25 protein-coding genes are annotated in these 25,686 nt (G+C 58.3%); 6 read left to right on the forward strand and 19 right to left on the reverse strand.

The genetic code is table 11. The features are described 5' to 3' along the window. Window positions 1-4: 4 nt before the first annotated feature. Window positions 5-2,014 carry a M3 family metallopeptidase gene (locus CJU81_RS08245; RefSeq protein WP_095036212.1) on the reverse strand — a complete coding sequence of 670 codons (2,010 nt, stop codon included), beginning with the start codon at window positions 2,012-2,014 and terminating at the stop codon, window positions 5-7. A gap of 112 nt (window positions 2,015-2,126) precedes the next feature. Beyond that, the gene (locus CJU81_RS08250) at window positions 2,127-3,173 is read right to left on the reverse strand and encodes an aminopeptidase (protein ID WP_095036213.1); all 1,047 of its coding nucleotides are present in this window, start codon (window positions 3,171-3,173) and stop codon (window positions 2,127-2,129) included. Between the two features lie 74 nt (window positions 3,174-3,247). On the opposite strand from CJU81_RS08250, the gene CJU81_RS08255 reads away from it, so the two are divergent. After that, the gene (locus tag CJU81_RS08255) at window positions 3,248-3,664 is read left to right on the forward strand and encodes a PA0061/PA0062 family lipoprotein (RefSeq protein ID WP_095036214.1); all 417 of its coding nucleotides are present in this window, start codon (window positions 3,248-3,250) and stop codon (window positions 3,662-3,664) included. On the opposite strand, the gene CJU81_RS08260 is transcribed toward CJU81_RS08255, so the two are convergent. Together CJU81_RS08260 and CJU81_RS08265 are read right to left on the reverse strand one after the other, a co-directional pair. Next, a complete protein-coding gene (locus tag CJU81_RS08260; RefSeq protein ID WP_088378621.1) occupies window positions 3,656-3,901 on the reverse strand; it encodes a DUF1161 domain-containing protein in 246 nt (81 codons plus the stop codon). The genes CJU81_RS08255 and CJU81_RS08260 overlap by 9 nt on opposite strands. A gap of 147 nt (window positions 3,902-4,048) precedes the next feature. Continuing rightward, on the reverse strand, window positions 4,049-4,480 hold the full coding sequence (locus CJU81_RS08265) for an OsmC family protein (RefSeq protein WP_094999634.1): 432 nt from the start codon (window positions 4,478-4,480) through the stop codon (window positions 4,049-4,051). 215 nt (window positions 4,481-4,695) lie between these two features. On the opposite strand from CJU81_RS08265, the gene CJU81_RS08270 reads away from it, so the two are divergent. Then, window positions 4,696-5,700 carry an LLM class flavin-dependent oxidoreductase gene (locus CJU81_RS08270; protein WP_095036215.1) on the forward strand — a complete coding sequence of 335 codons (1,005 nt, stop codon included), beginning with the start codon at window positions 4,696-4,698 and terminating at the stop codon, window positions 5,698-5,700. A gap of 120 nt (window positions 5,701-5,820) precedes the next feature. On the opposite strand, the gene CJU81_RS08275 is transcribed toward CJU81_RS08270, so the two are convergent. Together CJU81_RS08275 and CJU81_RS08280 are read right to left on the reverse strand one after the other, a co-directional pair. Beyond that, a complete protein-coding gene (locus CJU81_RS08275; protein ID WP_095036216.1) occupies window positions 5,821-6,045 on the reverse strand; it encodes a DUF1161 domain-containing protein in 225 nt (74 codons plus the stop codon). Window positions 6,046-6,164: 119 nt separating this feature from the next. Further along, window positions 6,165-6,380, reverse strand: coding sequence for a dodecin (locus CJU81_RS08280; RefSeq protein WP_095036217.1), 216 nt, complete (start codon window positions 6,378-6,380; stop codon window positions 6,165-6,167). A 154-nt stretch (window positions 6,381-6,534) separates the two neighbouring features. Here CJU81_RS08280 and CJU81_RS08285 point away from each other — a divergent pair, with 154 nt between their 5' ends. Next, window positions 6,535-6,861 (forward strand): DUF883 family protein, encoded by a 327-nt coding sequence (locus tag CJU81_RS08285; RefSeq protein ID WP_016782799.1) that lies wholly within the window; start codon window positions 6,535-6,537, stop codon window positions 6,859-6,861. Here CJU81_RS08285 and CJU81_RS08290 read toward each other — a convergent pair. Further along, a complete protein-coding gene (locus CJU81_RS08290) occupies window positions 6,858-7,754 on the reverse strand; it encodes a LysR family transcriptional regulator (RefSeq protein ID WP_095027719.1) in 897 nt (298 codons plus the stop codon). The two genes, CJU81_RS08285 and CJU81_RS08290, sit on opposite strands and share 4 nt — an antisense overlap. Before the next feature lie 113 nt (window positions 7,755-7,867). On the opposite strand from CJU81_RS08290, the gene trpB reads away from it, so the two are divergent. Together trpB and trpA are read left to right on the forward strand one after the other, a co-directional pair. After that, window positions 7,868-9,088, forward strand: coding sequence for a tryptophan synthase subunit beta (trpB, locus tag CJU81_RS08295; protein WP_095036218.1), 1,221 nt, complete (start codon window positions 7,868-7,870; stop codon window positions 9,086-9,088). Continuing rightward, a complete protein-coding gene (gene trpA, locus CJU81_RS08300) occupies window positions 9,088-9,894 on the forward strand; it encodes a tryptophan synthase subunit alpha (RefSeq protein ID WP_095027721.1) in 807 nt (268 codons plus the stop codon). Before trpB ends, trpA begins: the two co-directional genes overlap by 1 nt. A 136-nt stretch (window positions 9,895-10,030) precedes the next feature. Here the strand turns inward: trpA and epsC are convergent, their stop codons facing one another. The 7 genes from epsC to phoB form a co-directional block, all read right to left on the reverse strand. Continuing rightward, complete coding sequence (epsC, locus tag CJU81_RS08305; protein ID WP_095036219.1) at window positions 10,031-10,957, reverse strand: serine O-acetyltransferase EpsC; 927 nt, start codon at window positions 10,955-10,957, stop codon at window positions 10,031-10,033. A 95-nt stretch (window positions 10,958-11,052) separates the two neighbouring features. Continuing rightward, window positions 11,053-12,429 (reverse strand): M16 family metallopeptidase, encoded by a 1,377-nt coding sequence (locus CJU81_RS08310; RefSeq protein WP_095036220.1) that lies wholly within the window; start codon window positions 12,427-12,429, stop codon window positions 11,053-11,055. Window positions 12,430-12,512: 83 nt separating this feature from the next. After that, the gene (locus CJU81_RS08315; RefSeq protein WP_095036221.1) at window positions 12,513-14,171 is read right to left on the reverse strand and encodes a Na/Pi cotransporter family protein; all 1,659 of its coding nucleotides are present in this window, start codon (window positions 14,169-14,171) and stop codon (window positions 12,513-12,515) included. Between the two features lie 185 nt (window positions 14,172-14,356). Further along, window positions 14,357-15,664 carry a CitMHS family transporter gene (locus tag CJU81_RS08320; RefSeq protein WP_095036222.1) on the reverse strand — a complete coding sequence of 436 codons (1,308 nt, stop codon included), beginning with the start codon at window positions 15,662-15,664 and terminating at the stop codon, window positions 14,357-14,359. Between the two features lie 287 nt (window positions 15,665-15,951). After that, window positions 15,952-17,292, reverse strand: coding sequence for a hemolysin family protein (locus CJU81_RS08325; protein WP_016782807.1), 1,341 nt, complete (start codon window positions 17,290-17,292; stop codon window positions 15,952-15,954). A 99-nt stretch (window positions 17,293-17,391) separates the two neighbouring features. After that, complete coding sequence (phoR, locus tag CJU81_RS08330; protein ID WP_095036223.1) at window positions 17,392-18,714, reverse strand: phosphate regulon sensor histidine kinase PhoR; 1,323 nt, start codon at window positions 18,712-18,714, stop codon at window positions 17,392-17,394. 44 nt (window positions 18,715-18,758) lie between these two features. Continuing rightward, window positions 18,759-19,451 carry a phosphate regulon transcriptional regulator PhoB gene (phoB, locus tag CJU81_RS08335; protein WP_094999621.1) on the reverse strand — a complete coding sequence of 231 codons (693 nt, stop codon included), beginning with the start codon at window positions 19,449-19,451 and terminating at the stop codon, window positions 18,759-18,761. 152 nt (window positions 19,452-19,603) lie between these two features. Between phoB and CJU81_RS08340 the strand changes: the two genes are divergently transcribed. Further along, window positions 19,604-19,984, forward strand: coding sequence for a COG4315 family predicted lipoprotein (locus CJU81_RS08340; protein WP_095036224.1), 381 nt, complete (start codon window positions 19,604-19,606; stop codon window positions 19,982-19,984). A 215-nt stretch (window positions 19,985-20,199) separates the two neighbouring features. Here CJU81_RS08340 and CJU81_RS08345 read toward each other — a convergent pair whose 3' ends face one another. The 5 genes from CJU81_RS08345 to CJU81_RS08365 form a co-directional block, all read right to left on the reverse strand. After that, entirely contained in the window at window positions 20,200-21,090 is an 891-nt protein-coding gene (locus CJU81_RS08345; protein WP_016782811.1) for an ABC transporter permease subunit, read from the reverse strand. After that, complete coding sequence (locus CJU81_RS08350) at window positions 21,087-22,007, reverse strand: ABC transporter permease subunit (RefSeq protein ID WP_029611643.1); 921 nt, start codon at window positions 22,005-22,007, stop codon at window positions 21,087-21,089. Before CJU81_RS08350 ends, CJU81_RS08345 begins: the two co-directional genes overlap by 4 nt. Further along, window positions 22,004-23,146, reverse strand: coding sequence for a polyamine ABC transporter ATP-binding protein (gene potA, locus CJU81_RS08355; RefSeq protein ID WP_016782813.1), 1,143 nt, complete (start codon window positions 23,144-23,146; stop codon window positions 22,004-22,006). Before potA ends, CJU81_RS08350 begins: the two co-directional genes overlap by 4 nt. 69 nt (window positions 23,147-23,215) lie before the next feature. Beyond that, a complete protein-coding gene (locus CJU81_RS08360; protein WP_095036225.1) occupies window positions 23,216-24,310 on the reverse strand; it encodes a polyamine ABC transporter substrate-binding protein in 1,095 nt (364 codons plus the stop codon). 262 nt (window positions 24,311-24,572) lie between these two features. Next, complete coding sequence (locus CJU81_RS08365; protein WP_095017910.1) at window positions 24,573-25,685, reverse strand: polyamine ABC transporter substrate-binding protein; 1,113 nt, start codon at window positions 25,683-25,685, stop codon at window positions 24,573-24,575. Between the last annotated feature and the right edge of the window lies 1 nt (window position 25,686).

The raw sequence follows: 25,686 nt of genomic DNA on the forward strand, positions 1-25,686 counted from the left end.
CAAGTCATAACCCCGTAGGCGGTTGCCCCATAAACACCTCGAAAGACTCATGCAGCGGGCGCTCAATACCCGGTGCATGAAACGCTTCGCGGTAGGCCATGCCCGTTTGCGGGTCAAACACTCCTTGTTGTTCAAACCTTGCAAAAACCTGCTCCGCTATCTCATCGGCCCACTCATTGACGTAATAAGCGCCATCATGACCCGACACCATCGCGTCGAAAGTGTTGGCCGATCGATCGTGCTGCGTCCACGGCAACGGCTGGACCTGGTTGTGCGCACTGCGCCAAACCTCTTCCACGCTGCGGCCATCACCCCAGGTGCGGTGCAGTTCAAAATCAAACAGCGCGAGCCCAAGCTCGCGGGCAGTTTCAAGCCAGCGCTCGGCATTGCGGGCTTCAAGTACTTGATCTATCTGCTCATAGGTGAGTTCACTGTCATGCTGGGCATGCCTGGCTAACCAGCGCAGACCGTCCCGTGACCAGCACCACTTTTCAGCGCATTTGCCTGATAACTTGGACGTTTCAGCATTCAGTACGTCCACACGGGAAAAAGCGCCGTAGGGGCTGCGGGTCAGCAGTTGCTTCATGCAACAACCCAGTTCATGGAACAGCATGGTCAATTGCTGCGGCGTCAGCAGCGATGGGGACCCAGGGAGCTCGGGTGAGAAGTTGCCATAGAGAATGGACACCGGCGTTATCAGAGCCCCTTGCTGATTGATCCGGCGGTTACGTGCTGACTGCATCCAGCACGTATTCAGCTTGGATTCACGCAGATAAGGGTCGAGATAAAGATGCCCCACCCGCACACCTGACTCGACCACTTCAAACAGGCGAACGTCCGGGTGCCAAGTATCGAAAGATGCCTGCTCGACCAGATCGACCGCGAACAGCCGCTTAACGAGCAACACGATGCCTTCAAAAACACGTGTGAACGCAAAATATGATTTCAATTGATCGCCCGCCAACGGACTTAGTTGCCGAGCGCGTTTTTGCGCCAGAAACAACAGGTCCCATGGCTTGAGGCCGTCGTACTGCATGACGCCCGCCAAGACCTGAAGTTCAGCGGTTTTAGCCGAAAACAATGCCGATTTGCGTGCAATTCGAGTGCGCAGAAAGCTCAGCACCATATCGCCCGAGGTTGCCGTTTTACCCTGCAGACTCAGCTCGGCATGGTTGTCATACCCCAGCAAGCGCGCCTTCTGCTGGCGCAGCCTGAGCAGATCATTGAGCACCGGGGCATTGTCATATTGCCCGCCTGCGGGGCCCCGTTCGGAGGCCCTCGTGTTGTAGACCGTGAACAACTCTTCGCGCAGCGCTCTGCTTTCGCATGAGCGCATGATCGCGGTGTAGGTAACGCGCTCCTGGAGGGTAATAAGCCAGCCCTGCAGCGCGTCGGCCCTGGCGATAGCGGCCAGTTGCTCTATAAGTTCGCCATCTAGCCCTGCAAGTAATGACTCATCGGTAACCAGCTTTCTCCAGGACTTTCTGGATTGTCGTGCGTTTTCGTAAAAAACCCATTCCTGCCGGGATATCTCTCGGTTGAGCTCGATTAGTTCGCCTCTGCCAGCGGCCGATAGCTCACTGCCGGCCAATCGGTAGTCGAGCAAGATCTTGCCCAATAGCGCCTGTTGTGAGCGATCAAACTGCGCAGCTCCAGGGCTTTCTGCCAAGGCTTTGCAGGCCAGATAAAGCTCGCGATTTTGCAAGACTTGCGCCTTGTAGTTGTAGGCGGCCAAGAAGCATTGGCCGATGACGGTTTCCCATGACTCTTCTCTGGGCACCTGGCCCAATATCGTGATGACGGCAATGGTGTCATCCAGCCGAGCCGTCAGGGTGTCCATCGGCAACACCAGCCCCAACCATGTAGGTTGCAGGGACTGGGTCGCGACGATACGGCTGATTGACTGCAGGTTGTCGGCAACAATGTGCTCAATTGCCGGTTTGAGGTGTTCAAGACGTACCTCGCTGTAAAGGGGCAGGAGGGTAGTTCGCAGCAGCGGGTTGGTTGGCTCCATGGCAGCATTCCTTGAAAGTTCTGCTTCATTTCGGGCTGAGTTCCTGTGGGGGCTCAGCCTAAAGAAGCAGATATTTCAAGGGTATTATCTATGTAGTGCAGCGAATCCAACCTCAGCGGCCAGCCCATTGCTGCAAGGCAGCTTTGCGCTGTTCAGGAGGCAATTTGCCCAGCTGTTCGACTTCGGCATAAAACCCCGGCCAGTCGCCGCCCGCGTGCTTGAACAAGGCTGCGAAGGCAGAGACCCATTGATCGTACAGGCCGAAGGGCAACAATTTGGCGTTATTGAGAGGGCTGTTGATCCACGCGTCATAACGCGGATTCCCCGCCCACTGCTGATCCCGTAACTGACGATAATCACCGCGCATTCGTTCAAATTCAGCGGCTTTACGCTGCTGCATTTCGTCTGCTGGCAACGACTGTGCATAAAGGGTTTTCAAGCGCTGGCGAGTGTCGAGCACCAAGCTGATAAATTGCTCGCGTTGCTGCAAATTGCTGCCGTCTGAGAGTGGCAAGCCTTGCTTGGCGCGCCATTGGCGGGTGCCTTCCTGTTCGACGAAACTGGCGAAAGACTCATTGAATTCAGTGTCGTCCTTCGCATAAAACCGTTGATGGGCCAGTTCGTGAAAGATCAGTGTAGCCAGACGCTCATCACCCCAATTGAGCATGCTGTTGAGGATCGGGTCATCAAACCAGCCCAGGGTGGAATAGGCTTCGACGCCGCTGACAAACACATCCATGCCCTGCTGGTGTTGCAGGGCCGCTTCGCCTCGCGCCGCTCCCTGGGTGTAATAACCCCGGTAGGCCACGCACCCGGCGATGGGGAAGCAATGGGTTACCGGGTTGAGGGAAAATTCCGGGGTGGCGAAGACATTCCACACTACATACGGCCGTTTCAGGTCGGCATACAGGCGATAGCTCTGATTGTCCGGCAAGTGCAAATGCTCGCTGGCAAAGGTGCGAGCGGCCTGGGCTTTTGCCAGTTGCTCGCGCAAGGCTGCCGGACGCTGGGGGTCGGCAATTACTTTGCTCACCGGCTCGCGGGCCTGCAATAAATCCCATTGACCAGTGGCCAATTGCGAGTAATAGCCGGCACTGGAACAACCGCTGAGCAGAATCGGCAAGGCAAGGACCAGCAGGCCGCTAACACGCGAGGTCATAAAGCGATCCAGTGGGCGAGTGATGAGACCATAATCCACGCTATGCTTGCGTAACACTTTTTTCGGACATCATCATGCGCACGCTTTTGTCGTTGCTGACCGCTTGTATGCTCAGTGCCTGCGCCAGCACGCCAATCCCTCAGGCTGATCCCGCCATGGCCTGGGTCGACCTTGAAACACAAACCGGCAAGCTGGTGATGGCCGAACGGCTAGATAACCAGCGCATGACCGACGGGCGCTATTTTCAAGTCACACCGGGCAACCATGAGTTGATGGTGCGCTTTGATTTCGAGGTGTTTGTCGGCGGCATGGGCATGTTCAGCGATCCCCAGGAACGTTTGTGCTACATCACGCTCAATTTCCCGGATTTCCAGGCCGGCCAACGTTACCGCCTGCAAACCCGCTCGCTGGGCTTCAATGCCTACGCCCGACTGTACAACGCATCAGGCAAGGTGGTGGCCGAGGAGCGGCTGGTCAACTGCTTACCGTGACGCCTGGCGATCATTGTTCTGGTAGATGATTTTTTTGCTACCGAATTCGCACGAACCTACCACCATATTCTCATCGTGAACTTCTTCATTGCTCACGATTTCGAGCGTGTAGGACGACACGTTATTGGCTTGGATCTTGGCCTCAATTTCGGCTTTCAGTTCTTCACATGGCTTGGGGGCTGCCAATGCCGAGGTGGCCATGGCGCAGCAAACTACAGCTAAGGCAAAACGTTTCATGGTGAGACTCCCTTGAGGCAGAACGCAAAGTCATGATCTGACGCGAGTGGCGACCATTCGATCACATTTGGCGCAGTGCAGGACTGATCTGTCGCAGCCGGGCATCAACTGTACCCCGCTTGCGGCAAGCGGGGTACAGGGGTGTCGTCAGCTCACCAGCGTAGCGTCGAGGGTGATTTTGGCGTTCAACACCTTGGACACCGGGCAGCCCTCTTTGGCTTTGGTGGTCAATTCGTCAAATTGCGCCTGGGTTGCGCCGGGCACTTTGGCCTTGAGCACCAGATGCACGGCCGTAATCGCAAAACCGCCATCCACCTGGTCCAGCGTCACTTCAGCAGTGGTGTCGATACTGTCGGCCTTGAGGCCGGCATCACCGAGGATCATCGACAAGGCCATCGAGAAACAGCCTGCGTGGGCTGCGCCAATCAGTTCTTCGGGGTTGGTGCCCTTACCGCCTTCGAACCTCGCCTTGAAGCCATACGGCGCTTCACGCAGTACGCCGGTTTCAGTGGAGATGGAGCCGATGCCGGTTTTAAGATCGCCTGCCCAATGAGCCGATGCTTTCTTTTTGATACTCATGCGTGCCTCCTGAAGAACGGCGCGAAGGTTTCACGCCTTGAATGAACTAGTGAGGGTAGTTCGCTCCACAAAGTTCACCCTATCGGACCAATCGTCATTTTTAGTAGCTCAATTCCCAGCCAACCATTGAAACTCGGGTATATGCCCATATTGCTGTAAACACTGGCAGGTCATGCGAGCACCCTGACCTGCATCCCACCTGGAGTAGCCGGCTGATGAAACGACTGTCTGACATCAAATTCTCGACCCTCGATCTGGTCCCTGTGCGCGAAAACGGCAGCGCAGCGCAGTCGTTGCGTAATTCGCTGGATCTGGCACAGCACGTGGAGAAGTTTGGCTACAACCGTTTTTGGGTCGCTGAACACCACAATATGGACGGCATCGCCAGTTCCGCGACCTCGGTGTTGATCGGTTATCTCGCCGGCGGCACTTCGACCATCCGTGTCGGTTCGGGCGGTGTAATGCTGCCCAACCATGCACCGCTGGTGATCGCCGAACAGTTCGGCACCCTCGAAAGCCTGTACCCCGGCCGTATTGACCTGGGCTTGGGCCGTGCGCCCGGCTCGGACCAGATGACCGCCCGCGCCCTGCGCCGCGAGCGCTCGGGCAGTGCCGATGACTTCCCTCAGGATGTGGCCGAACTGCTGCGCTATCTGGGCCCACGCACACCCGACCAACGGATCATCGCCATGCCGGGTACCGGTACCCAAGTCCCGGTCTGGCTACTGGGCTCCAGCCTGTTCAGTGCGCAACTGGCCGGTGAAATGGGTTTGCCTTACGCCTTTGCTTCACATTTCGCACCGCGCCTTATGCACGAAGCGATTCGTGTCTATCGCAACCACTTCAAGCCTTCGGCGGTGCTGGACAAGCCTTATGTGATGCTTGGCGTGCCGCTGGTGGCTGCCGACACCGACGAGCAGGCCGAGTACCTGGCCACCTCGGTGTACCAGCGCATTCTGGCGCTGATGCGCGGGCAGAGCCTGGTACAACGGCCACCGGTGGAGACAATGGACGGTTTGTGGCTACCCCATGAAAAAGAGGCAGTGATGAGCTTCCTGGGCCTGGCGATGGTTGGCAGCCCGCAGAAAATCAAGGCCAAGCTGAACGTACTGGTTGAGCAGACCCAGGCCGATGAGCTGATCTTCACTAGTGACTTGTATGAGCATGCAGACCGCATTCACTCGTATGAATTGCTGTCGCAGGTGATGAAAGGGGCCTGACGCAAAGGGAAGTGTGGGAGCGGGCTTGCTCGCGATGGTATCGACGCGATTGATCTGAAACACCGCGGCGTGCACATCGCGAGCAAGCCCGCTCCCACAAGATTTACTACTGCGCTGGACTTACCCGCGCTTGTAGACGATTTCTTTGGTGCCGCCTTCGCAGGTACCCACCACTTTACCGTCAGCCGAAGTGCCTTTCTCTACAGCAGTCAGCGAATAATGCTGGGCGCCGTTGGCTTCAATCTTCGCCGCGATTTCGCTTTTCAATTCTTCGCATGGCTTGCCCGCTGCGAACGCCGTTCCTGCCAGACTCAGCAAACCTACAGCCAATAAAATCTTTTTCATCGGTCACATTCCCCGGTCAAAACAAAAAGGGTGCAATGCGTACGTGCCGCATTGCACCCAGACGGTGTAGCGGACTTTATGGCAAACGGCCAGTCCGCGGGTCAAAACCTTGCTGCAGATCAGCTGCTGGCGATGCGAAAGCCGACTTTGAGTGTCACTTGGTAGTGCGCGACTTTGCCGTCCTTGATGTGCCCCCGCGTATCAACCACCTCGAACCACTCCAGGTGCTTGATACTTTTGTTGGCCTCGGCCAGTGCATTACCGATGGCGTCTTCTATGCTGGTCGGGGACGAGCCTACCAATTCGACTTTCTTGTAGGTGTGATGGTCAGACATAACGTTCTCCTTTGTCGTAAATCAAAGCCTAGCAGCGAATGTGCTAAATACTTTGTAGGCAATTTAAAAGGAAAAGTTCAGGTTAACTGCACTTTCTCACACCCCTGTAGTCCGACTTAACAAGCACCTCACTCACCAATGCAGGAGAGCCCTAATGGCTAGCAACTCTTTACGTAAAGCCTCATTGCAAAGCATGGAAGCAGAGATCGAGAGCCTGCTCAAGTCTCTGGAAAGCCTCAAGCACGACGCTTCAGACGAGTCCAAAAAGACTCTTGGTATCCTCAAGAACAACGCCGAGAACGCGCTCAAGCATTCGCGTCACCTGCTCAGCGATGCGCTGGAAGAAGTGAAGGACAAAACCCGCGAAACCGCGATCGCTACCCGCGAATACGCGCAAGAGCATCCGTACGCCACCGCGGGCGTTGCCATCGGCGCACTGGGTCTGCTGGCAGCCTTTCTGTTGTGCAAGCGCGGCAATTAATCTGCGCTACGCGCAAGCTCAGCCTTGAGCCATTGCGCCAGTTGCCCGGCGCGCCCGTCTGCGGCGCGCTTGGGCAGCCATAACGTCAGCTGTGCCGGGGTTTCGTTGAAGCCCCAGGGCGCAGCCAGGCGTCCGGCTTGCAGGTCTTGCGCCACCAGCGGCTCGGGAGCAATCGCCACACCCAGCCCCGCAACGGCGGCTTCAAGCAAGTAGTACAAGTGCTCAAACCCCTGCCCGTATTTTAAATCCTTCGCTTCAATTGCGTTTTTTTGCGCCCAGCTCGGCCATGCCTGCGGCCGCGAAGTGGTGTGCAGCAACGGCTCGTCGAGCAAGACACTGGCCGGGGCATTGCGCAGTTGTTCGTACCGCGCATAACGGGGGCTGACCACCGGGCCAATGCGCTCGCTGGCTAATTCGTAAACCTGCATGTCTGCTGGCCATGGTGGCTCTGCAAAAACCAGCAGGGCATCAAGCCCGGGACGACGCGGGTCAAGATCGCCTTCACCGGCCGACAAGTGCAAGCGCAGATCAGGCAAGTCGGCATTCAGCCGACCCAGGCGTGGAATAAACCAGCGCGCCAGCAAACTGCCCGAACATCCGAGCACGAAAGGGGCCTCGACCTGGCTTTGCGTGAGCTCAGCGCATACATTGCGCAGGCGCTCAAAGGCTTCGCCACTGGCATCGCGCAAGCGGATACCGGCGTCGGTGAGCTTTAGCCCGCGCCCCTCCTTGACGAACAGACTCACCCCCAGATGCTCTTCAAGCACTTTTATTTGCCGACTGACGGCACCGTGGGTGACGTGCAACTGCTCGGCCGCCTGGCTAACGCTGCCCAGGCGGGCCGTGGCTTCAAAGGCGCGCAGGGCATTGAGGGGGGGAAGGTCTCGGCTCATGGTATCTGTGAGTTTTCCTGACAGGTTGTGGCGATCTTATCGGTTTTCATCCCGGGCTGTCGCGGGTAAAGTCAGGCCCATCGACCTTCGTAACTTTTTATCTGGAGCGTCACATGACTCAATCCAACTTGCGTACCGGCCCGGATGCCAATGGCCTGTTCGGCTCTTTCGGCGGCCGCTACGTAGCGGAAACCTTGATGCCGCTGATCCTTGATCTGGATCGCGAGTACGAGCTGGCAAAAAAAGACCCTGAGTTCATCAAGGAACTGGCCTACTTCCAACGCGACTACGTGGGTCGTCCAAGCCCGCTGTACTTCGCCGAGCGACTGACCGAGTTTTGTGGCGGCGCCAAGATTTACCTCAAACGCGAAGAGTTGAACCACACCGGCGCACACAAGATCAACAACTGCATCGGCCAGATCCTGCTGGCACGGCGCATGGGCAAAAAACGCATCATCGCCGAGACCGGCGCCGGCATGCACGGTGTGGCCACCGCCACCGTCGCTGCGCGCTTTGGTCTGCAGTGCGTGATCTATATGGGCACCACCGACATCGAACGCCAGCAGGCCAACGTGTTCCGCATGAAGCTGCTGGGCGCCGAAGTGATCCCGGTGGTGGCCGGCACCGGCACCCTCAAAGATGCAATGAACGAAGCCCTGCGTGACTGGGTAACCAATGTGGACAACACCTTCTACCTGATCGGTACCGTGGCTGGCCCACATCCGTACCCGGCAATGGTGCGCGACTTCCAGGCCGTGATCGGCAAGGAAACCCGCGACCAGATGCAAGCCCAGGAAGGTCGTCTGCCAGACAGCCTGGTGGCATGCATCGGCGGTGGCTCCAACGCGATGGGCCTGTTCCATCCGTTCCTGGACGACACCAGCGTTGAAATCATCGGCGTAGAAGCCGCCGGCTACGGTATCGAAACCGGCAAGCACGCAGCCAGCCTCAATGGCGGCGAACCGGGTGTGCTGCACGGCAACCGTACCTTCCTGCTGCAGGACGACGATGGCCAGATCATCGACGCTCACTCGATTTCCGCAGGCCTGGACTACCCCGGCATCGGCCCTGAACACGCCTGGTTGCACGACATTGGTCGCGTCGAATACACCTCGGTGACTGACGACGAAGCGCTGGATGCCTTCCACAAATGCTGCCGCCTTGAAGGCATCATTCCGGCCCTGGAAAGCGCCCACGCGCTGGCCGAAGTGTTCAAGCGCGCACCGACCCTGCCTGCTGATCACCTGATGGTGGTCAACCTTTCGGGCCGCGGCGACAAAGACATGCAAACCGTGATGCACCACATGGAACAGTCTCAACAGGAGAAACACTGATGAGCCGCCTGCAAACGCGTTTTACCGAACTCAAGGAACAAAACCGCGCGGCCCTGGTGACCTTTGTCACTGCAGGTGACCCGGATTACGACACCTCGCTGGCCATCCTCAAAGGCTTGCCGGCAGCAGGCGCAGATGTGATCGAACTGGGCATGCCCTTCACCGATCCGATGGCCGATGGCCCGGCCATTCAGCTGGCCAATATCCGTGCGTTGGGCGCCAAGCAGAACCTGGCAAAAACCCTGCAGATGGTTCGTGAATTTCGTACCGGTAACAACGACACTCCGCTGGTGCTGATGGGCTATTTCAACCCGATTCATCACTATGGCGTGGCGCGTTTTATTGCTGAAGCCAAAGAGTCGGGCGTAGACGGCCTGATCGTGGTCGACATGCCGCCAGAGCACAACAGCGAGCTGTGCGACCCGGCGCAGGCTGCTGGCCTGGACTTTATCCGCCTGACCACGCCAACCACAGACGACGTACGCCTGCCCACCGTGCTGGCCGGCAGCTCGGGCTTTGTGTATTACGTTTCGGTGGCGGGCGTGACCGGTGCCGGTTCGGCCACCACGGAACAAGTGAGCGCAGCTATCGAGCGTCTGCGTCGGCATACTGATTTGCCGATCAGCGTGGGCTTTGGTATCCGTACCCCTGAGCAAGCGGCAGCGATTGCCCGCCTGGCCGATGGCGTGGTGGTGGGTTCGGCATTGATCGACAAGATCGAGAATGCAGCGACGCCTGAGCAGGCCGTGGATGGTGTGCTGAGCTTGTGTGCTGCGCTGGCTGAAGGTGTGCGCAACGCTCGCTAGCAGTTCAAGAGCCCCTCACCCTAACCCTCTCCCGGAGGGAGAGGGGACTGACCGCACGCGGCCTCAAAATCCCCATAGATCAGCTCCCTCTCCCTCTGGGAGAGGGCTGGGGTGAGGGCAAAAGGCCTGCGAAGTCTTACTTCTGCGTCCCGTCATCATGCAGCAGGTTGGCCTGGGTCAGGTTGCTGCCTGCCGGTACGCTGCGGGTCAGCCACACGTTGCCGCCAATGGTCGAACCCTGGCCAATGGTAATACGCCCCAAAATCGTCGCCCCGGCATAGATCACCACGTCATCTTCAACGATCGGATGGCGCGGGTGCCCCTTCTGCAATTGCCCCGACTCATCCGCCGGAAAACGCTTGGCCCCCAACGTCACGGCCTGATAAATCCGCACACGCTCGCCAATAATCGCAGTCTCACCAATCACCACACCCGTGCCGTGATCGATAAAGAAACTGCGGCCAATCTGCGCGCCGGGGTGGATATCGATCCCCGTGGCCGAATGGGCGATTTCTGCGCTGATCCGCGCCAGCAACGGCAGCCCGGCACGGTACAGGTGATGGGCCAACCGGTGGTGAATCACCGCCAGAATTCCCGGGTAGCACAGCAGCACTTCATCGACGCTGCGCGCCGCCGGGTCGCCGTGGTACGCGGCCAGCACGTCCGTATCGAGAATGCTGCGCAAACCCGGCAAGGCCAGGGCAAAGTCCTGAATCAGCAGGGTTGCTGTCGCATCTACGCCATCATCGGCCTGGCCGCCCTGACGTGCCACATACCGTAATTCCAGCCGGGCCTGGGTCAGCAACGCGTTAAGCGCAACATCAAGAGTGTGCCCGACGTAGAAATCTTCGCTCTCTTCACGCAAATCCACCGGGCCCAGACGCATGGGAAACAACGCGCCGCACAGGGCCTCGAGAATATCGGCCATCGCAGCACGCGAAGGCAGCTCACGGCCACCCTGTTCGCCGCTGACACGCCCGTTTTGCGTGCGCCACTGGTTTCGCGCCGTGCGCAGTTGGCAGACGATGGCCTGCAATTGCCAAGGATTGGAACGATCACTCACGATGAATACTCCGCACGCTGGCGGCTGGATCGACCAGCCGCGAATTGGCAATGATTTTACGGTATCAAAGCGTTTCAGACTCGGGCAATCAACCCTTAACCCCGACGCCAGAAGCGCCAACCCACCGCGGCGCTGATCAATAGCAGCAATCCGCCAAGAATGGCCATGCTCAAGCCGTGATAGCTGAACAGCGGTTTTTCGATGCGAATATACCCGGGCTCGGCAAATAACTCGCGCAGTGCCCCATTGGCCTGTTCCAGGCTGATGGCCTGCAGCTGCCTGGCAGGGTCGGCAAAACGGCCCTCATCGTAGTCACCCAGCGAGGCCCAGTAGTAATCGGCCAACGCACTGCTGCCTTGCACCGTCCATGCCTGGCGGGAAATGGCCGTTTGCTTGAGTCGGGCAAACACCTGCGGGTCCAGACCGTCCTTGAGCAACCGCGCCTTGAGTTGCTGCATGACCTCACGGGCCTTGGGCACGTTTTCGCGCTCCAGATCCGCATTCAGGCTCAGGAAACTCACGCCGCCGAACACCTCGCGCTCAGCCCAGGGGCCGTAAGACAAGCCGTGTTTGAGTCGTAGCTCGCTATACAGCGCCCACTCCAGATAATCGCGCAGCAAGGTCCAGGTTTCGTCGGATTGCCCCTCGATGACCGGTTCGGGCAACAGCCAGTGCAAGGTTGCCGTGTTGCCGACCACGCCGCGCACCAGCTCACGCTCTGCGTCGGCCTTGGCATCGATGGCAGCCAGGGGGCGGTGCTCAGTGGGGTCAACCGCTTCGAGGGCACCGTAGGTGCGCTCCAGATAAGCCGGCAGAAGCCGATCAAGGTCACCGACGATAATCAGTGTCATGTTGTTGGGCGCGTACCACTTCTGGCGTACGGCCTCTAACTGCTGGCGCGTCAGATTATGCACTTCGGCCCGCTCGGCGCACTTGAGGCCCAATTCAACAGCCAGCTGATTGCTGGCGCTGTGGCCCAGGTCCTGACGGTCCAGCCAGCGCTGCAAGTGCGAATAATGGCCGCCGTCCTCGCGTTCGACCACTTGTTTGGCGTCGTTGATACGTTGCTCGGTGAGTTGCGTGCGGGTCAGCAGCCCCAGCAGCAGGTCGAGGATCTTGCGCTGGTTTTTGGCCGGAGCCTCGATCACAAACGTGGTGTCGGCGCTGCTGGTAAAGGCGTTCCACTCGCCGCCCAGTGCCTGCATGCGCTCTTCCAGGCCACCTTCGCCGGTGTCATCGATGCCGCTGAAGAGCAGATGCTCCAGCAAATGGGGCAACTGTTGATCGGCACAAGAGAAGTCATCCATACCCACCCCAACCACCAGCCGTATGGCCACATGATCGCGGTCGTTGTTGGGCTTGAGGATCAGTTGCAGACCATTGGGCAGTTGGTAGCCCTCAACGCTGTAGCGATCCAGGGCAAAGCTCTGGGCAGCGCCAAGCAGCAAGCAGATAAACAGCAGGCAACGCATAAAAAATCCCTGAATTCTCGAATCCTTGAGCCCGTGCAGCTTAGTCGCTGCATAACGGCTGACAACAGCCCAACGTACAACGTTCAAGGCGAATGTTGCGTGTCGGCTGCGTCATCCAGCTCCAGGGCCCCGGTTTCAGAGGTCTCCAGCACCACGTAAGCGCTGCCGCAAAACAGCGAGTTGAGGCGTTTCATGTCCGCGATCAGCTCCAGATGCATGGAACTGGTCTCGATACTTTGCGTAACTTTACGCTGCAAGCGGCTCACATGGGCGTGGGCCAAACGCCGCTCCTGGGCGCGAAAGCGGCGCTTTTCACGCAGTAATTGACGGGCGCTCTGCAGATCGGAACTCAGAAAAACAGTCAGGCCAAGGCGCAGGTTATCGATCAACTGGGTTTGCAGGCCCACCAGCTCCTCCAGCCCTGTTTCGGAGAACGACCGACGCTGGGAGGTTTTCTGCTGCTGGACTTTGCGCAGCATGCGTTCGATCACATCGCTGGCCAGTTTGAGGTTGATCGCCAGTTCGATGATTTCAGCCCAGCGCCGACTGTCCTGCTCGCTCAAATCCTCCCGCGGCATTTGCGCCAGATAGAGTTTGACCGCGCTGTAGAGCACTTCGACTTCATCGCTCAACGTGCGCATTTCCTGGGTGATAGCGGTTTGCTTGCCGCGCAGAACGTCGAGCATATTGACCAACATGGTATCGATCAGGTCACCAATACGCAGGGTTTCGCGCACCGCATTGGCTAATGCCAGGCTCGGTGTATCAAGAGCAGTTGGGTCTAGATGGCGCGGTTTGGCGATGCCGTTGGCTTGCTCGCGTTCGGGCAGCAGCCAGGCACAAATACGCGCCATCAGGCCTACTGTGGGCAACATCAAGAAACAGCGGGCGGTGTTGTAAAGCAGGTGGAAGCCGATGACCAACTCCTGGGCGCTATAGCTCAGGCTGTCCATCCAGGCCACCAGCGGGTCGAGCACGGGCATGATCAGCAACAGGCCGATCAGCTTGTACAGCAAGCTGCCCAATGCCACCTGCCGTCCCGCAGCGTTCTGCATATTGGTACTGAGAAACGCCAGTACACCGCTGCCGATATTGGCGCCAATCACCAGGCCAATGGCCACATGCAGGCTGATAACGCCCGCACCGGCCAGGGTGGCGGTCAGCAGCACGGCCGCCAGGCTTGAGTAAGACACCATGGCGAACAGGGCGCCAACGAGGGCATCGAGCAGGATATCGCCGGTCAACGAGGCAAAAATCACCTTCACACCCTGGGCATGGGTGATGGGTGTGGCAGCTTCAACGATCAGTTGCAGCGCCAGGATGATCAGACCCAGGCCAATGCCCACCCGCCCCAGTTGCCCGGCTCGGGTTTGCTTGCGAGTCAAAAAGAAAATCACACCCAGAAAAATCAACAGCGGCGACAGCCACGACAGGTCGAAGGTCAGCACCCGCGCCATCAAGGCGGTACCGACGTCAGCGCCGAGCATAGTGGCCAACGCGGGAGTGAGCGCCATAAGCCCCTGGCCGACAAAGGAAGTGACCAGCATGGCCGTGGCATTGCTGCTTTGCACCATCGCCGTGACCACGATCCCGGCGACAAAGGCAAACATGCGCCGGGAGACGTTTTGCCCGATGACATGGCGCAGGTTGGTACCGTAGACCCGCAGGATGCCGGTTCGGACGATATGCGTGCCCCAGATGAGCAAGGCCACCGCGGAAAGCAGATTGAGCAGGGTCAGCATGCTGGCTCCCTGTGGTAGATGTGCCTAAGGATCAGATAGCTGCGGGCTGTTCCTACAGATGTTTCTTAATCTGTAGTCGGAAATTGATCTGAGCGCCAGCATCGCATAGCTGGCGGAGGGTTGAAACACTTCTGGACAATGATGAACCTGTGGGAGCGGGCTTGCCCGCTCCCACACCGGTGGGGTTAAAGCGTACTGAACAGCGGGAACGTCCCCAGCAGCAGCGCCGCGACCATGATGCACAGGCACACCAGAATGGCCCACTTGAGGGTGAAACGCTGGTGATCGCCAAACTCGATACCTGCCAGAGCCACCAGCAAATAAGTCGATGGCACCAGCGGGCTGAGCAAATGCACCGGCTGACCAACAATCGAGGCACGCGCCATTTCGGCAGCAGTGATGCCGTAGTGGCTGGCCGCTTCCGCCAATACAGGCAGTACGCCGTAGTAGAACGCATCGTTGGACATGAAGAAGGTGAACGGCATGCTCACCAACGCGGTGATCACCGCCAGATACGGCCCGAGTGCAGGTGGAATCACGGCCAGCAGGCTTTTGGACATGGCATCGACCATGCCGGTGCCCGACAGGATGCCGGTAAAGATGCCCGCCGCAAAAATCAGCCCGACCACTGCCAGCACGCTACCAGCGTGGGCCGCGACGCGGTCTTTTTGCTGCTGCAGGCAAGGGTAGTTGACGATCATCGCGATACTGAACGCGACCATGAACAACACGGGCAGAGGCAACAGACCGGCAATCAGCGCAACCATCAGTGCCAGGGTCAGCGCACCGTTGAACCAGATCAATTTTGGCCGACGGGCGTCCGGGTATTGGGAAACGCTGATTTCGCTGTGGTCGATTTCATCACCATGCAGGTGCAACTCACCCAAGCGCGCACGTTCACGCTTGCCGTAAAACCAGGCAATCACCAGGATCGCTGCACAACCGGCAAGCATTGCCGGGATCATCGGCACAAAGATGTCCGACGGGTCGACATGCAGCGCACTCGCCGCCCGGGCGGTCGGGCCGCCCCAGGGCGTCATGTTCATCACGCCACCGGCCAGGATGATCAGGCCGGCCATGATCCGCGGGCTCATGCCGATGCGGCTGTAGAGCGGCAGCATGGCCGCCACGCAAATCATGTAGGTGGTCGCGCCGTCACCATCCAAGGACACCACCAGCGCCAGCACCGCAGTGCCCACCGAGATTTTCAGCGGGTCGCCCTTGACCAGCTTGAGGATCTTGCGCACCGCCGGGTCAAACAGGCCGGAGTCGATCATCAGGGCAAAGTAGAGGATGGCGAACATCAGCATCACCCCGGTAGGGGCCAGCTTGGTGATGCCTTCAAGCATCATCGGGCCGATTTTTGGCGCAAAACCGCCGAACACGGCAAACAGGATGGGTACCAGAATCAGGGCGATCAGGGCAGATAGGCGCTTGGTCATGATCAAGTACATAAATGTAATGACCATGGCAAAGCCAAGGAAGGTCAGCATAACAGTCACCATTATTGTTGTAGTAGGGCTCTGACCACGTGTTTACGCGTGGCAGGCCAACCGGTCTGTTGCCGGTAATGACTCGATGCTAGAGGGGGAAGCTTTCAGCCAGCTTTCGCTGGTAAAAGTTCTTACAGGGGAGGGGGGAAAATGAGCGAGAAATAAAAGGGTTGCTGGTCCTGTAGTCGCTGACGAGGAACGAAGGCTGCGAGCTGTTTATAGGCTGCCATGAAGATCAAAAGCTCGCAGCCTTCGTTCCTCATCAGCGACTACAGGTCGTTCGGGCTTTAATCCAGCTTCAGGACCTTGGCCAATACGATTTTCGGGCCTTTCATCTTTTTGATGATGATGCGCAGGCCTTCGACTTCCAGTTGTTCTTCTTCTGCAGGCACCCGCTTGAGGGTGTCGTAGATCAGGCCTGCGACGGTTTCAGCTTCAACGTGATCGAGGTCTACACCCAGCAAGCGCTCGATCTTGAACAACGGTGTATCACCGCGTACCAGCAGCTTGCCCGGCTGATACGAGAGGATGCCGCGCTCGGCCTTGCGGTGTTCGTCCTGGATATCACCCACCAGCACTTCGAGCACGTCTTCCATGGTCAGGTAACCCACTACCTTGCCGTCAGCCTCTTCGACCAGGGCAAAATGCGCGCCGCCCTTGCGGAACTGCTCAAGCAACTGGCTCAGGGGCATGTGCCGCGACACGCGCTCCAGTGGCCGGGTCAGCTCTTCAAGGTTGAAGGTTTCGGGCAGGTGGTCCAGGTCGGCCAGTTCCAGCAACAGGTCCTTGATGTGCAGCAAACCGACGAAGGTATTGGTGTCGGCATCGTAGACCGGGTAGCGGCTGAATTTGTGGCGACGGAACAGCGCCAGAATTTCCTTGAGCGGCGCCTTGGAGTCCAGGGTCACCAGGTCTTCGCGGGAGTTGGCCCAGTCGACCACTTCCAGCTCGCCCATTTCCACGGCAGAAGCCAGCACACGCATGCCCTGGTCGCTCGGGTCCTGGCCACGGCTGGAGTGCAGGATCAGCTTGAGTTCTTCACGGCTGTAAGCGTGATCATGATGGGCACCGGGCTCACCTTGGCCGGCAATACGCAAAATCGCGTTGGCACTGGCATTGAGCAGGTAAATCGCCGGGTACATTGCCCAGTAGAACAGGTACAGCGGCACGGCGGTCCACAGCGACAGGGTCTCGGGCTTGCGGATGGCCCACGACTTGGGCGCCAGCTCACCGACCACGATATGCAGGTAGGAGATGATGAAGAAGGCAGTAAAGAACGAAACGCCCTTGATCACTTCAGGCGACGACACCCCAATGGCGCCCAGCAGCGGCTCCAGGATGTGCGCAAACGCAGGCTCGCCGACCCAGCCCAGGCCCAGCGATGCCAGGGTGATACCCAACTGGCAGGCAGACAGGTAGGCGTCGAGCTGATTGTGCACGGTGCGCAGGATCTGCCCGCGCCAGCCATTGTCTTCGGCAATTGCCTCGACCCGGGTCGAGCGCAATTTGACCATGGCGAATTCGGCCGCAACGAAAAAGCCGTTGAGCAAAACCAGGATCAGAGCAAAAAGAATCATGCCGAAGTCGGCGAAGAGTGTCGCGAGGGTCAAGCCAGGGGAAGGGTCCATGATGGAGTTTTACGGGTTCCGTCGTTACAAATAGGGAGATATGGCCAAACAATGTAACGGCTGATGTAGCCCTTGCCTAGTGGGAAAGGGCTACAGGGCCTAGTCGATCAGTGTCTTGTGCGGCGTTTTGGTCACTTGGACCGGGGCAAAATGGCAGGTAAAGGTGCTGCCATGCCCCAGCACACTGCTGATCTCCAGCCGCGCACGGTGGCGCAGCAGCACATGCTTGACGATCGCCAGGCCCAGCCCGGTGCCGCCGGTGTTGGCGTTGCGGCTGGAATCGACGCGGTAGAAGCGTTCGGTCAAGCGCGGCAAATGTTTGTTGTCGATGCCCACGCCCGAATCCTGCACGCTCAGATGCGCGCCTGCACCGTCGGCCCACCAGCGAATGCGCACGCTGCCACCATCGGGGGTGTATTTGACCGCATTGAACACCAGGTTGGAGAACGCGCTGCGCAACTCGGCTTCACTACCCTTGAGAGCGCAGTCGGCTTCGATGTCCAGGGTGATCGTCTGGTTGCGCTGGCCAGACAACGCCTGGGCGTCGCTCTTGATCGAACGCAGCAACGTCTCGACGGCCACCGGCTGGTTATCCGAGGGGTAGTCTGTGGCCTCCAGCTTGGCCAGCAGCAGCAGGTCGTTGAGCAAGGTCTGCATGCGCTCGCCCTGTTGCTGCATTTGCGACAGGGGGCGTTTCCAGCGCGGGTTTACGTCGTCGACGTTATCGAGCAGGGTTTCGAGATAGCCACAGATCACCGTCAACGGCGTGCGCAGTTCGTGGGACACGTTGGCGATAAAGTCTTTGCGCATTTGTTCCAGCTGATGAATGCGTGTCACGTCGCGCACCAGCATCAGGTGCTCGTTATTGCCATAGCGGGTGATATAGAGCTGGATGCGCAAGTGATCGTTGACCGGCGAGGGGATATCCAGTGGTTCGCCGTAATTGCCTTGCTCGAAGTATTCCTTGAAGCGCGGGTGGCGTACCAGATTGGCTACCGGCTGGCCGCTGTCCTGTGGTGTCTTGAGGCCCAACAGGGTCTCTGCGGCGAGGTTCCACCACTCCAGGTTACCGTCGCTGTCGAGCATGATGACCGCGTCCTTGAGCGCGGCCGTGGACTCCTGCACGCGATCGATCACTGCTTGCAGCCGCCCGCGTACACGCTGGTCGCGGCGCTGCAGGTGGTAGATGCTGTCGAATACCTCGCCCCACAGACCGTAGCCATCGGGCGGCGCTTGATCGGGTTTGTGCTGGCGCAGCCATTCGTGCAGGCGCAGCAACTGCTTGAGGGTCCAGCCCAGATAGAAGGCCAGGCCGATGGCCAGGCTCCAGCCGTAATAACCACTGATCAGGCCGACCACCAGGCAGGCAGCGACCAGAAGCAACAAATGGCGAATCAGAGTGCCATGCCAATTTTGATTCACGTCGCGCGGGTCCTTGCTTGCCGTTGAGTCAGAAAAAGCCGCTATCAGGCTTTGGTGGAAAACCGGTAACCGGTACCACGCACGGTTTGTACCAGATTTTCGTAGGCCTCACCGAGGGCTTTGCGCAGGCGCCGGATATGCACATCCACAGTGCGCTCCTCCACATACACATTGCCGCCCCAGACTTGATCGAGCAATTGGCCACGAGTGTAGGCACGCTCCTGGTGGGTCATGAAAAATTGCAGCAGGCGGTATTCGGTAGGTCCCATTTCAGCGGGGGTACCGTCGATGGTCACACGGTGGCTGATGGGGTCGAGCAGCAAGCCGCCGATCTCGATGGGCGATTCGGCATCGGCCGGGCCTGCGCGACGCAGCACGGCCTTGAGGCGGGCAACCAGTTCACGAGGCGAAAACGGTTTGGTGATGTAGTCATCCGCGCCCACTTCCAGGCCCTGAATCTTGTTGTCCTCTTCACCTTTGGCCGTGAGCATGATGATCGGGATATCACCGGTCAGCTCTTCGCGCTTGAGGCGCCGGGCCAGCTCAATGCCCGAGGTGCCGCCGGGCAGCATCCAGTCGAGCAGGATCAGATCCGGTTTACGGTCAACGATAATGGCATGGGCATCCTGGGCATTATCGGCTTCAAGGCAATCGTAGCCCGCCATTTCCAGGGCCACGGCGATCATCTCGCGAATTGGCGCCTCGTCATCAACGATCAAAATGCTCCTGCCAACCATGCCGTAATCCTCTCGTCATTAAACTGTCTTGTGGCGCATTAGATAACGCAATTATTGCAGTCGTGTGACAGCTTTGGGGATTGAACGCGTTCAGATGGTTAGTGAACTACGCTCTAGGTTCAAATCGTACAACCACATAAAGGACGATTCCGATGACATCTAGCTCGTTTTCCCTAAAGACATTGCTGTTGACCGCAGCTTTTGCCTTGCCAGGACTGGCGTATGCGGCTGAACCGGCAATGACCAAAGACGGCATGCTGGTTGACCACAAAGGCATGACGCTCTACACCTTCGCCAAGGATGCGGGCGGCAAATCCATGTGCAATGACAAGTGCGCTGCCAACTGGCCGCCGCTGGCAGCCGAGAGCACGGCTATGGACATGGGCAAGTGGACGGCCATCAAGCGCGATGACGGCCACATGCAGTGGGCCTATGACGGCAAACCGCTGTACACCTTTGTCATGGACAAGAAAGCCGGTGACATGACCGGTGACGGCAAGATGGACGGGGCGTGGAAAGTGGCCAAGCCTTAGGACTTCTGTAGCCGCTGCCGAGGGACGAGGCTGCGATCGGCGACGAAGTCGTCGCAAGTCCAGATTCTGCGGTGTGCCGGTTAGACCTGACATGCAGACTTTACGGCCGCTTCGCGACCGATCGCAGCCTCGTCCCTCGGCAGCGACTACAAGGACTAGCCATAAAAAAACCTCGCCTCCCTGTCACGGGGGGCGAGGTTTTTTATCGCGCTGTCTTAAACCGCACTGGTCGACTGCGGACGACGTACGTCCGGCTGCTTCCAGGACTCGGCTGCCGACTCGTCGATAGCCTGCTGGATCGCCTTTTTGCGGTGCTCTTCAGCGCGGCGGCTGAAGAACCACACCATAAAGGTCACCAGCGACACCGCCAGCAGGATCAGGCTGGCCACGGCGTTGATCTCGGGTTTAACCCCCAGACGCACCGCCGAGAACACTTCCATCGGCAAGGTCGTCGACCCCGGGCCCGACACGAAGCTGGCCAGTACCAGGTCATCCAGCGACAGGGCGAAGGACATCATCGCCCCCGCAGCCAGTGAAGGCGCAATCATCGGAATGGTGATCAAAAAGAACACCTTCCACGGCTTGGCACCCAGGTCCATCGCCGCTTCTTCGATCGACAGGTCCAGTTCACGCAAACGCGACGACACCACCACCGCCACATAGGCCGAGCAGAACGTTGTGTGCGCGATCCAGATGGTCACCAGGCCACGCTCTTGCGGCCAGCCAATCATCTGCGCCATGGCCACAAACAGCAGCAACAGCGACAGACCGGTAATCACCTCGGGCATCACCAGCGGCGCCGTCACCAGGCCGCCAAACAGCGTACGGCCCTTGAAGCGGCTGATACGGGTCAGCACGAATGCCGCCAACGTACCCAGTGCCACCGCGGCAATCGCCGTGTACAGAGCGATTTCCAGGGAGCGCATCACCGAGCCCATCAGTTGCGTGTTATCCAGCAGGCCCACGTACCACTTCAGCGACCAGCCGCCCCACACCGTCACCAGCTTGGAGGCGTTGAAGGAGTAGATCACCAGGATCAGCATCGGCAGGTAGATGAACAACAACCCCGCGACCAACATGAAGCTAGAAAAACGGAAGCGATTCATATCTTGCCCTCCAGCTCTTTAGCCTGGCTGCGGTTGAACAGAATGATGGGCACGATCAGGATCGCCAGCATGACCACGGCAAGCGCAGACGCCACCGGCCAGTCACGGTTGTTGAAGAACTCTTGCCACAACACTTTACCGATCATCAGGGTTTCCGGGCCGCCGAGCAGTTCAGGAATCACGAACTCGCCCACCACCGGGATAAACACCAGCATGCAGCCGGCAATAATGCCGTTTTTCGACAGCGGCACGGTGATCTTCCAGAAGCTGTTGAACGTGCTCGAACCCAGGTCAGACGCGGCTTCCAGCAGGCTGGTGTCGTGCTTCACAAGGTTGGCATACAGCGGCAGGATCATGAACGGCAGGTAGGAATACACAATGCCGATGTACACCGCGATATTGGTGTTGAGGATCTGCAGGGGTTCGCTGATCCAGCCCATCGACATCAAGAAGCCATTGAGCAGGCCGTTGTTGCTGAGAATGCCCATCCACGCGTAAACGCGGATCAGGATCGCGGTCCAGGTCGGCATCATGATCAGCAGCACCAGCACGGTCTGCATCTCTTTGCGCGCATTGGCGATGGCATAGGCCATCGGGTAACCGATCAACAGGCACAGCAGGGTGCTGAAGAAAGCCATCTTCAGCGAGCCCAGATAAGCGGCGATATACAGCTCATCGTCGCCGAGCATGGCGTAGTTGCCCAGGTTCAGCAGCACCTGGATTTTCTGGTCAACGTAGCTGTAGATCTCGGTATACGGCGGGATCGCGACGTCCGCTTCGGCAAAGCTGATCTTCAGGACGATGAAGAACGGCAACATGAAGAACAGAAACAGCCACAGGAATGGAATCCCGATGACCATATGGCGGCCACCGGGGGTTATTCGTTGCAGTCGGCGTTTAAGCTTTCGCATGTTCATGAGCGCAGTACCACGCCGCTGTCGTCTTCCCACCACACGTACACTTCGTCGTCCCAGGTCGGACGTGCGCCACGGCGTTCGGCGTTGGCCACAAACGACTGCACCAGCTTGCCACTCGGCAGCTCGACGTAGAACACCGAGTGTCCGCCCAGGTAAGCGATGTCATGCACCTTGCCGCGCGACCAGTTGTATTCGCAGGTCGGCTTTTCGGTGGTGACGAGCATTTTTTCCGGGCGAATGGCGTAGGTGGTGTGTTTGTCTTCCACCGAGGTGCTCACACCGTGACCGACGTAGATGTCGTTCTCCAGCTCCGGGCACTTGATGCGCGCATAGCCTTCGGCGTCATCAACCACTTCACCGTCGAACAGGTTGACGTTACCGATGAACTCGCACACCAGGCGGCTGACCGGGGTTTCGTAAATGTCGATCGGGCTGCCGATCTGGGCAATCCAGCCCAAATGCATGATCGCAATACGCTGGGCCATGGTCATGGCCTCTTCCTGGTCGTGGGTCACCATCACGCAGGTCACGCCCACACGCTCGATGATTTCCACCAGTTCGAGCTGCATTTGCGAACGCAGCTTTTTATCCAGCGCGCCCATCGGTTCATCGAGCAGCAGCAGTTTCGGGCGCTTGGCCAGCGAACGGGCCAGAGCCACACGCTGACGCTGACCACCGGACAACTGATGGGGTTTACGCTTGGCGTACTGGCTCATGTGAACCAGCTTGAGCATCTCGCCCACGCGGGCATCGATCTCGGCATTGGACATTTTGTCCTGCTTGAGGCCGAAGGCGATGTTCTGCGCCACAGTCATATGCGGGAACAGGGCATAGGACTGGAACATCATATTGATCGGCCGCTCATAAGGCGGCATATCCGTAATGTCCACGCCATCGAGGAAAATACGACCCTCAGTTGGGCGCTCGAAACCGGCGAGCATGCGCAGCAATGTAGATTTGCCCGATCCCGATCCGCCGAGCAGAGCGAAGATTTCACCCTTGTTGATTTCCAGGGACACATCGTCCACTGCAATCGTCTCGTCGAATTTCTTCGTGACCCGGTCGATTTTGACCAGCACCTGCTTAGGTGTCTGGTCGCCCTCGAGGGCTTTCTTATAGGCGCCGGAGGCAACAGCCATTACGAAACTCCCAACAAATTTAGCAGCCAGACCATGATGGCCTGGCCTTGGATAGGTGGTCTTGCGAGATTACTTGCCCGTCTTGACCTTGGTCCACGTACGCGTCATCAGACGCTGTATTTTCGGGGGCAACTCGGTTGAGACGTATGTCTTGTCCAGCACCGCCTGGGTTGGATAAACCGCTTCGTCGGTACGAATGGACTCGTCCATCACCTTGTCGGCCGCCGGGTTAGGGTTGGCATAACCGACATAGTCACTGACCTGAGCGATCACTTCAGGTTTGAGCAGGTAGTTGATGAACGTGTGGGCCTCCTTGACGTTGCTGGAATCCTTGGGGATAGCCAGCATGTCAAACCACAGGGCGCCGCCCTCCTTGGGCACGATATAGGCGATATTCACGCCTTTTTTTGCATCCTCGGCACGCGCCTTGGCCTGGAACACATCACCGGAAAAACCAATTGCAACGCAGATGTTGCCGTTGGCCAGGTCGGAAATGTACTTGGAAGAGTGGAAGTAGGTGACGTATGGACGCACCGACATCAGTATTTCTTCAGCTTTTTTGTAGTCCTTGGGGTTGGTGCTGTTGGCATCCAGGCCCAGGTAGTTGAGTACGGTGGGGAGCATTTCATCAGCCGAATCCAGGAAGGCTACACCGCACTTGGTCAGCTTCTTCATGTTCTCGGGTTTGAACACCACATCCCAGGAGTCGATGCTGTCGACACCCAGTACTTCTTTGACTTTGTCGACGTTGTAACCAATCCCGTTGGTGCCCCACAGGTACGGCACGGCGTACTGGTTGCCCGGATCGTTGGCCTGAAGGCGCTTGAGCAGGGCGGGGTCGAGGTTGGAATAGTTCGGCAGTTGCGAAAGATCGAGCTTCTGGAACGCGCCCGCTTTGATCTGCTTGCCCAGGAAGTGGTTAGACGGAACGACCACGTCATAACCGGTACGTCCGGCCAGCAGCTTGCCTTCCAGGGTTTCGTTGGAATCGAAGACATCATAAATCGGCTTGATGCCGGTCGCGGCTTCAAAATCAGCCAGCGTGTTCGGCGCGATGTAGTCCGACCAGTTGTAAATATGCACCGTGGGCGCCGCTTGTACGCTGACGGCAAGCGTCAAACCAGCTCCGACCAGCAAGGTCTTGCGAAACAGAGATATAGACACGTGATGGTCCTCTAAATAGTTGGGCCTGAGTTGCCCGCGTCATACGGCAGTCGAGCCGCCAAAGACAAAACCGGCGCGCAACTTACCCTCGATAAACCTGCACAGCAAAGTTTTCCGCGAATAATTGCCCTAACACCCCGATTTGAAGCTGCCTGACCCGATTTTTGTAGTCGCTGCCGCAGGTTGCGAAGGAAATCGCGGGCCTTTGGGAAAACGGGTTGCTCCGCAACCCTTCGCAGCCTTCGGCAGCGACTACAACGCGTTATTTACCGGACTTGATTTTGGTCCAGCTGCGCGTCAACAACCGCAAAGTGGTCGGCGGCAAATCGCTGATGGCATAGAGCTTGGCCTTCACTTCATCGGACGGGTAAATGCTTGGGTCGCCCGAGATATCTTTATTCACCAGCGGCGTGGCAGCCTTGTTACCGTTGGGGAAGCGCACGCTGTTAGTGATTTCGGCCATCACTTCAGGCTGCATCAGGTAGTTCATCCAGGCATAGGCGGCATCGACGTTCTCGGCATCCTTGGGAATGGCGACCATGTCATAGAAGCTGCCAGCACCTTCTTTAGGGATTGCATACTTGAGTTTGACCTTGTCACCGGCCTCTTTGGCACGGGAGATGGACTGCTCAAGGTCACCCGAATAACCCACGGCCACGCAGATGTTGCCGTTGGCCAGGTCGGAGATGTACTTGGAGGAGTGGAAGTAGCCCACCGACGGACGAATTTTCAGGAACAGCGCTTCGGCTTCAGCCAGTTGCTTCTTGTCCTGAGAATCGGTCGGGTAGCCCAGGTAGTGCAGGGCGGCCGGGATCATTTCGGTCGGCGAGTCGAGGAAGCTTATGCCGCAGCTTTTGAGCTTGGCAGCGTTCTCCGGCTTGAACAGCACGTCCCAGGAATCGATGGTGTCCACGCCCAGCGCGGCCTTCACCTTCTCCGGGTTGTAGCCGATGCCGATAGTGCCCCACATGTACGGGAAGGCATGCTTGTTATCTTTGTCGCTGGCATCGCCAACGGCCTTGAGCAACGCCGGGTCGAGGTTTTTCCAGTTAGGCAGCTTGGACTTGTCCAGCTCCTGGTAAACCCCGGCCTTGATCTGCTTGGCCAGGAAATTGTTGGATGGCACGACGATGTCGTAGCCGGACTTGCCCGCCAGCAGCTTGGCCTCAAGGGTCTCGTTGCTGTCGAACACGTCGTAGACCACCTTGATACCGGTCTGGTCTTCGAATTTTTTAACGGTGTCCGGTGCGATGTAATCGGACCAGTTGTAGATGTGCAGCACTTTATCTGCTGCTTGAGCGGCCCCGGCCATCACACCCATCAAGGAGAGGGCGAGAAGGGTCTTGCCAGCTTTTTTAAAACCTGATGCCTTCATC

The sequence above is a fragment of the Pseudomonas fragi genome (assembly GCF_002269505.1).
Lineage (GTDB): Bacteria > Pseudomonadota > Gammaproteobacteria > Pseudomonadales > Pseudomonadaceae > Aquipseudomonas > Aquipseudomonas fragi_D.

What these genes read in the sequence shown, in the direction of transcription:
- CJU81_RS08250 (WP_095036213.1), bottom strand. Translation starts at nt 3,173, where the DNA reads ATGACCTCGCGTGTTAGCGGCCTGCTGGTCCTTGCCTTGCCGATTCTG.
- trpA (WP_095027721.1), top strand. Translation starts at nt 9,088, where the DNA reads ATGAGCCGCCTGCAAACGCGTTTTACCGAACTCAAGGAACAAAACCGC.
- CJU81_RS08325 (WP_016782807.1), bottom strand. Translation starts at nt 17,292, where the DNA reads ATGGACCCTTCCCCTGGCTTGACCCTCGCGACACTCTTCGCCGACTTC.
- CJU81_RS08315 (WP_095036221.1), bottom strand. Translation starts at nt 14,171, where the DNA reads ATGCTGACCCTGCTCAATCTGCTTTCCGCGGTGGCCTTGCTCATCTGG.
- CJU81_RS08260 (WP_088378621.1), bottom strand. Translation starts at nt 3,901, where the DNA reads ATGAAACGTTTTGCCTTAGCTGTAGTTTGCTGCGCCATGGCCACCTCG.
- CJU81_RS08320 (WP_095036222.1), bottom strand. Translation starts at nt 15,664, where the DNA reads ATGCTGACCTTCCTTGGCTTTGCCATGGTCATTACATTTATGTACTTG.
- CJU81_RS08245 (WP_095036212.1), bottom strand. Translation starts at nt 2,014, where the DNA reads ATGGAGCCAACCAACCCGCTGCTGCGAACTACCCTCCTGCCCCTTTAC.
- CJU81_RS08255 (WP_095036214.1), top strand. Translation starts at nt 3,248, where the DNA reads ATGCGCACGCTTTTGTCGTTGCTGACCGCTTGTATGCTCAGTGCCTGC.
- CJU81_RS08350 (WP_029611643.1), bottom strand. Translation starts at nt 22,007, where the DNA reads ATGAACATGCGAAAGCTTAAACGCCGACTGCAACGAATAACCCCCGGT.
- CJU81_RS08275 (WP_095036216.1), bottom strand. Translation starts at nt 6,045, where the DNA reads ATGAAAAAGATTTTATTGGCTGTAGGTTTGCTGAGTCTGGCAGGAACG.
- potA (WP_016782813.1), bottom strand. Translation starts at nt 23,146, where the DNA reads ATGGCTGTTGCCTCCGGCGCCTATAAGAAAGCCCTCGAGGGCGACCAG.
- CJU81_RS08270 (WP_095036215.1), top strand. Translation starts at nt 4,696, where the DNA reads ATGAAACGACTGTCTGACATCAAATTCTCGACCCTCGATCTGGTCCCT.
- CJU81_RS08280 (WP_095036217.1), bottom strand. Translation starts at nt 6,380, where the DNA reads ATGTCTGACCATCACACCTACAAGAAAGTCGAATTGGTAGGCTCGTCC.
- phoB (WP_094999621.1), bottom strand. Translation starts at nt 19,451, where the DNA reads ATGGTTGGCAGGAGCATTTTGATCGTTGATGACGAGGCGCCAATTCGC.
- CJU81_RS08310 (WP_095036220.1), bottom strand. Translation starts at nt 12,429, where the DNA reads ATGCGTTGCCTGCTGTTTATCTGCTTGCTGCTTGGCGCTGCCCAGAGC.
- CJU81_RS08265 (WP_094999634.1), bottom strand. Translation starts at nt 4,480, where the DNA reads ATGAGTATCAAAAAGAAAGCATCGGCTCATTGGGCAGGCGATCTTAAA.
- CJU81_RS08340 (WP_095036224.1), top strand. Translation starts at nt 19,604, where the DNA reads ATGACATCTAGCTCGTTTTCCCTAAAGACATTGCTGTTGACCGCAGCT.
- CJU81_RS08345 (WP_016782811.1), bottom strand. Translation starts at nt 21,090, where the DNA reads ATGAATCGCTTCCGTTTTTCTAGCTTCATGTTGGTCGCGGGGTTGTTG.
- CJU81_RS08365 (WP_095017910.1), bottom strand. Translation starts at nt 25,685, where the DNA reads ATGAAGGCATCAGGTTTTAAAAAAGCTGGCAAGACCCTTCTCGCCCTC.
- CJU81_RS08290 (WP_095027719.1), bottom strand. Translation starts at nt 7,754, where the DNA reads ATGAGCCGAGACCTTCCCCCCCTCAATGCCCTGCGCGCCTTTGAAGCC.
- trpB (WP_095036218.1), top strand. Translation starts at nt 7,868, where the DNA reads ATGACTCAATCCAACTTGCGTACCGGCCCGGATGCCAATGGCCTGTTC.
- CJU81_RS08285 (WP_016782799.1), top strand. Translation starts at nt 6,535, where the DNA reads ATGGCTAGCAACTCTTTACGTAAAGCCTCATTGCAAAGCATGGAAGCA.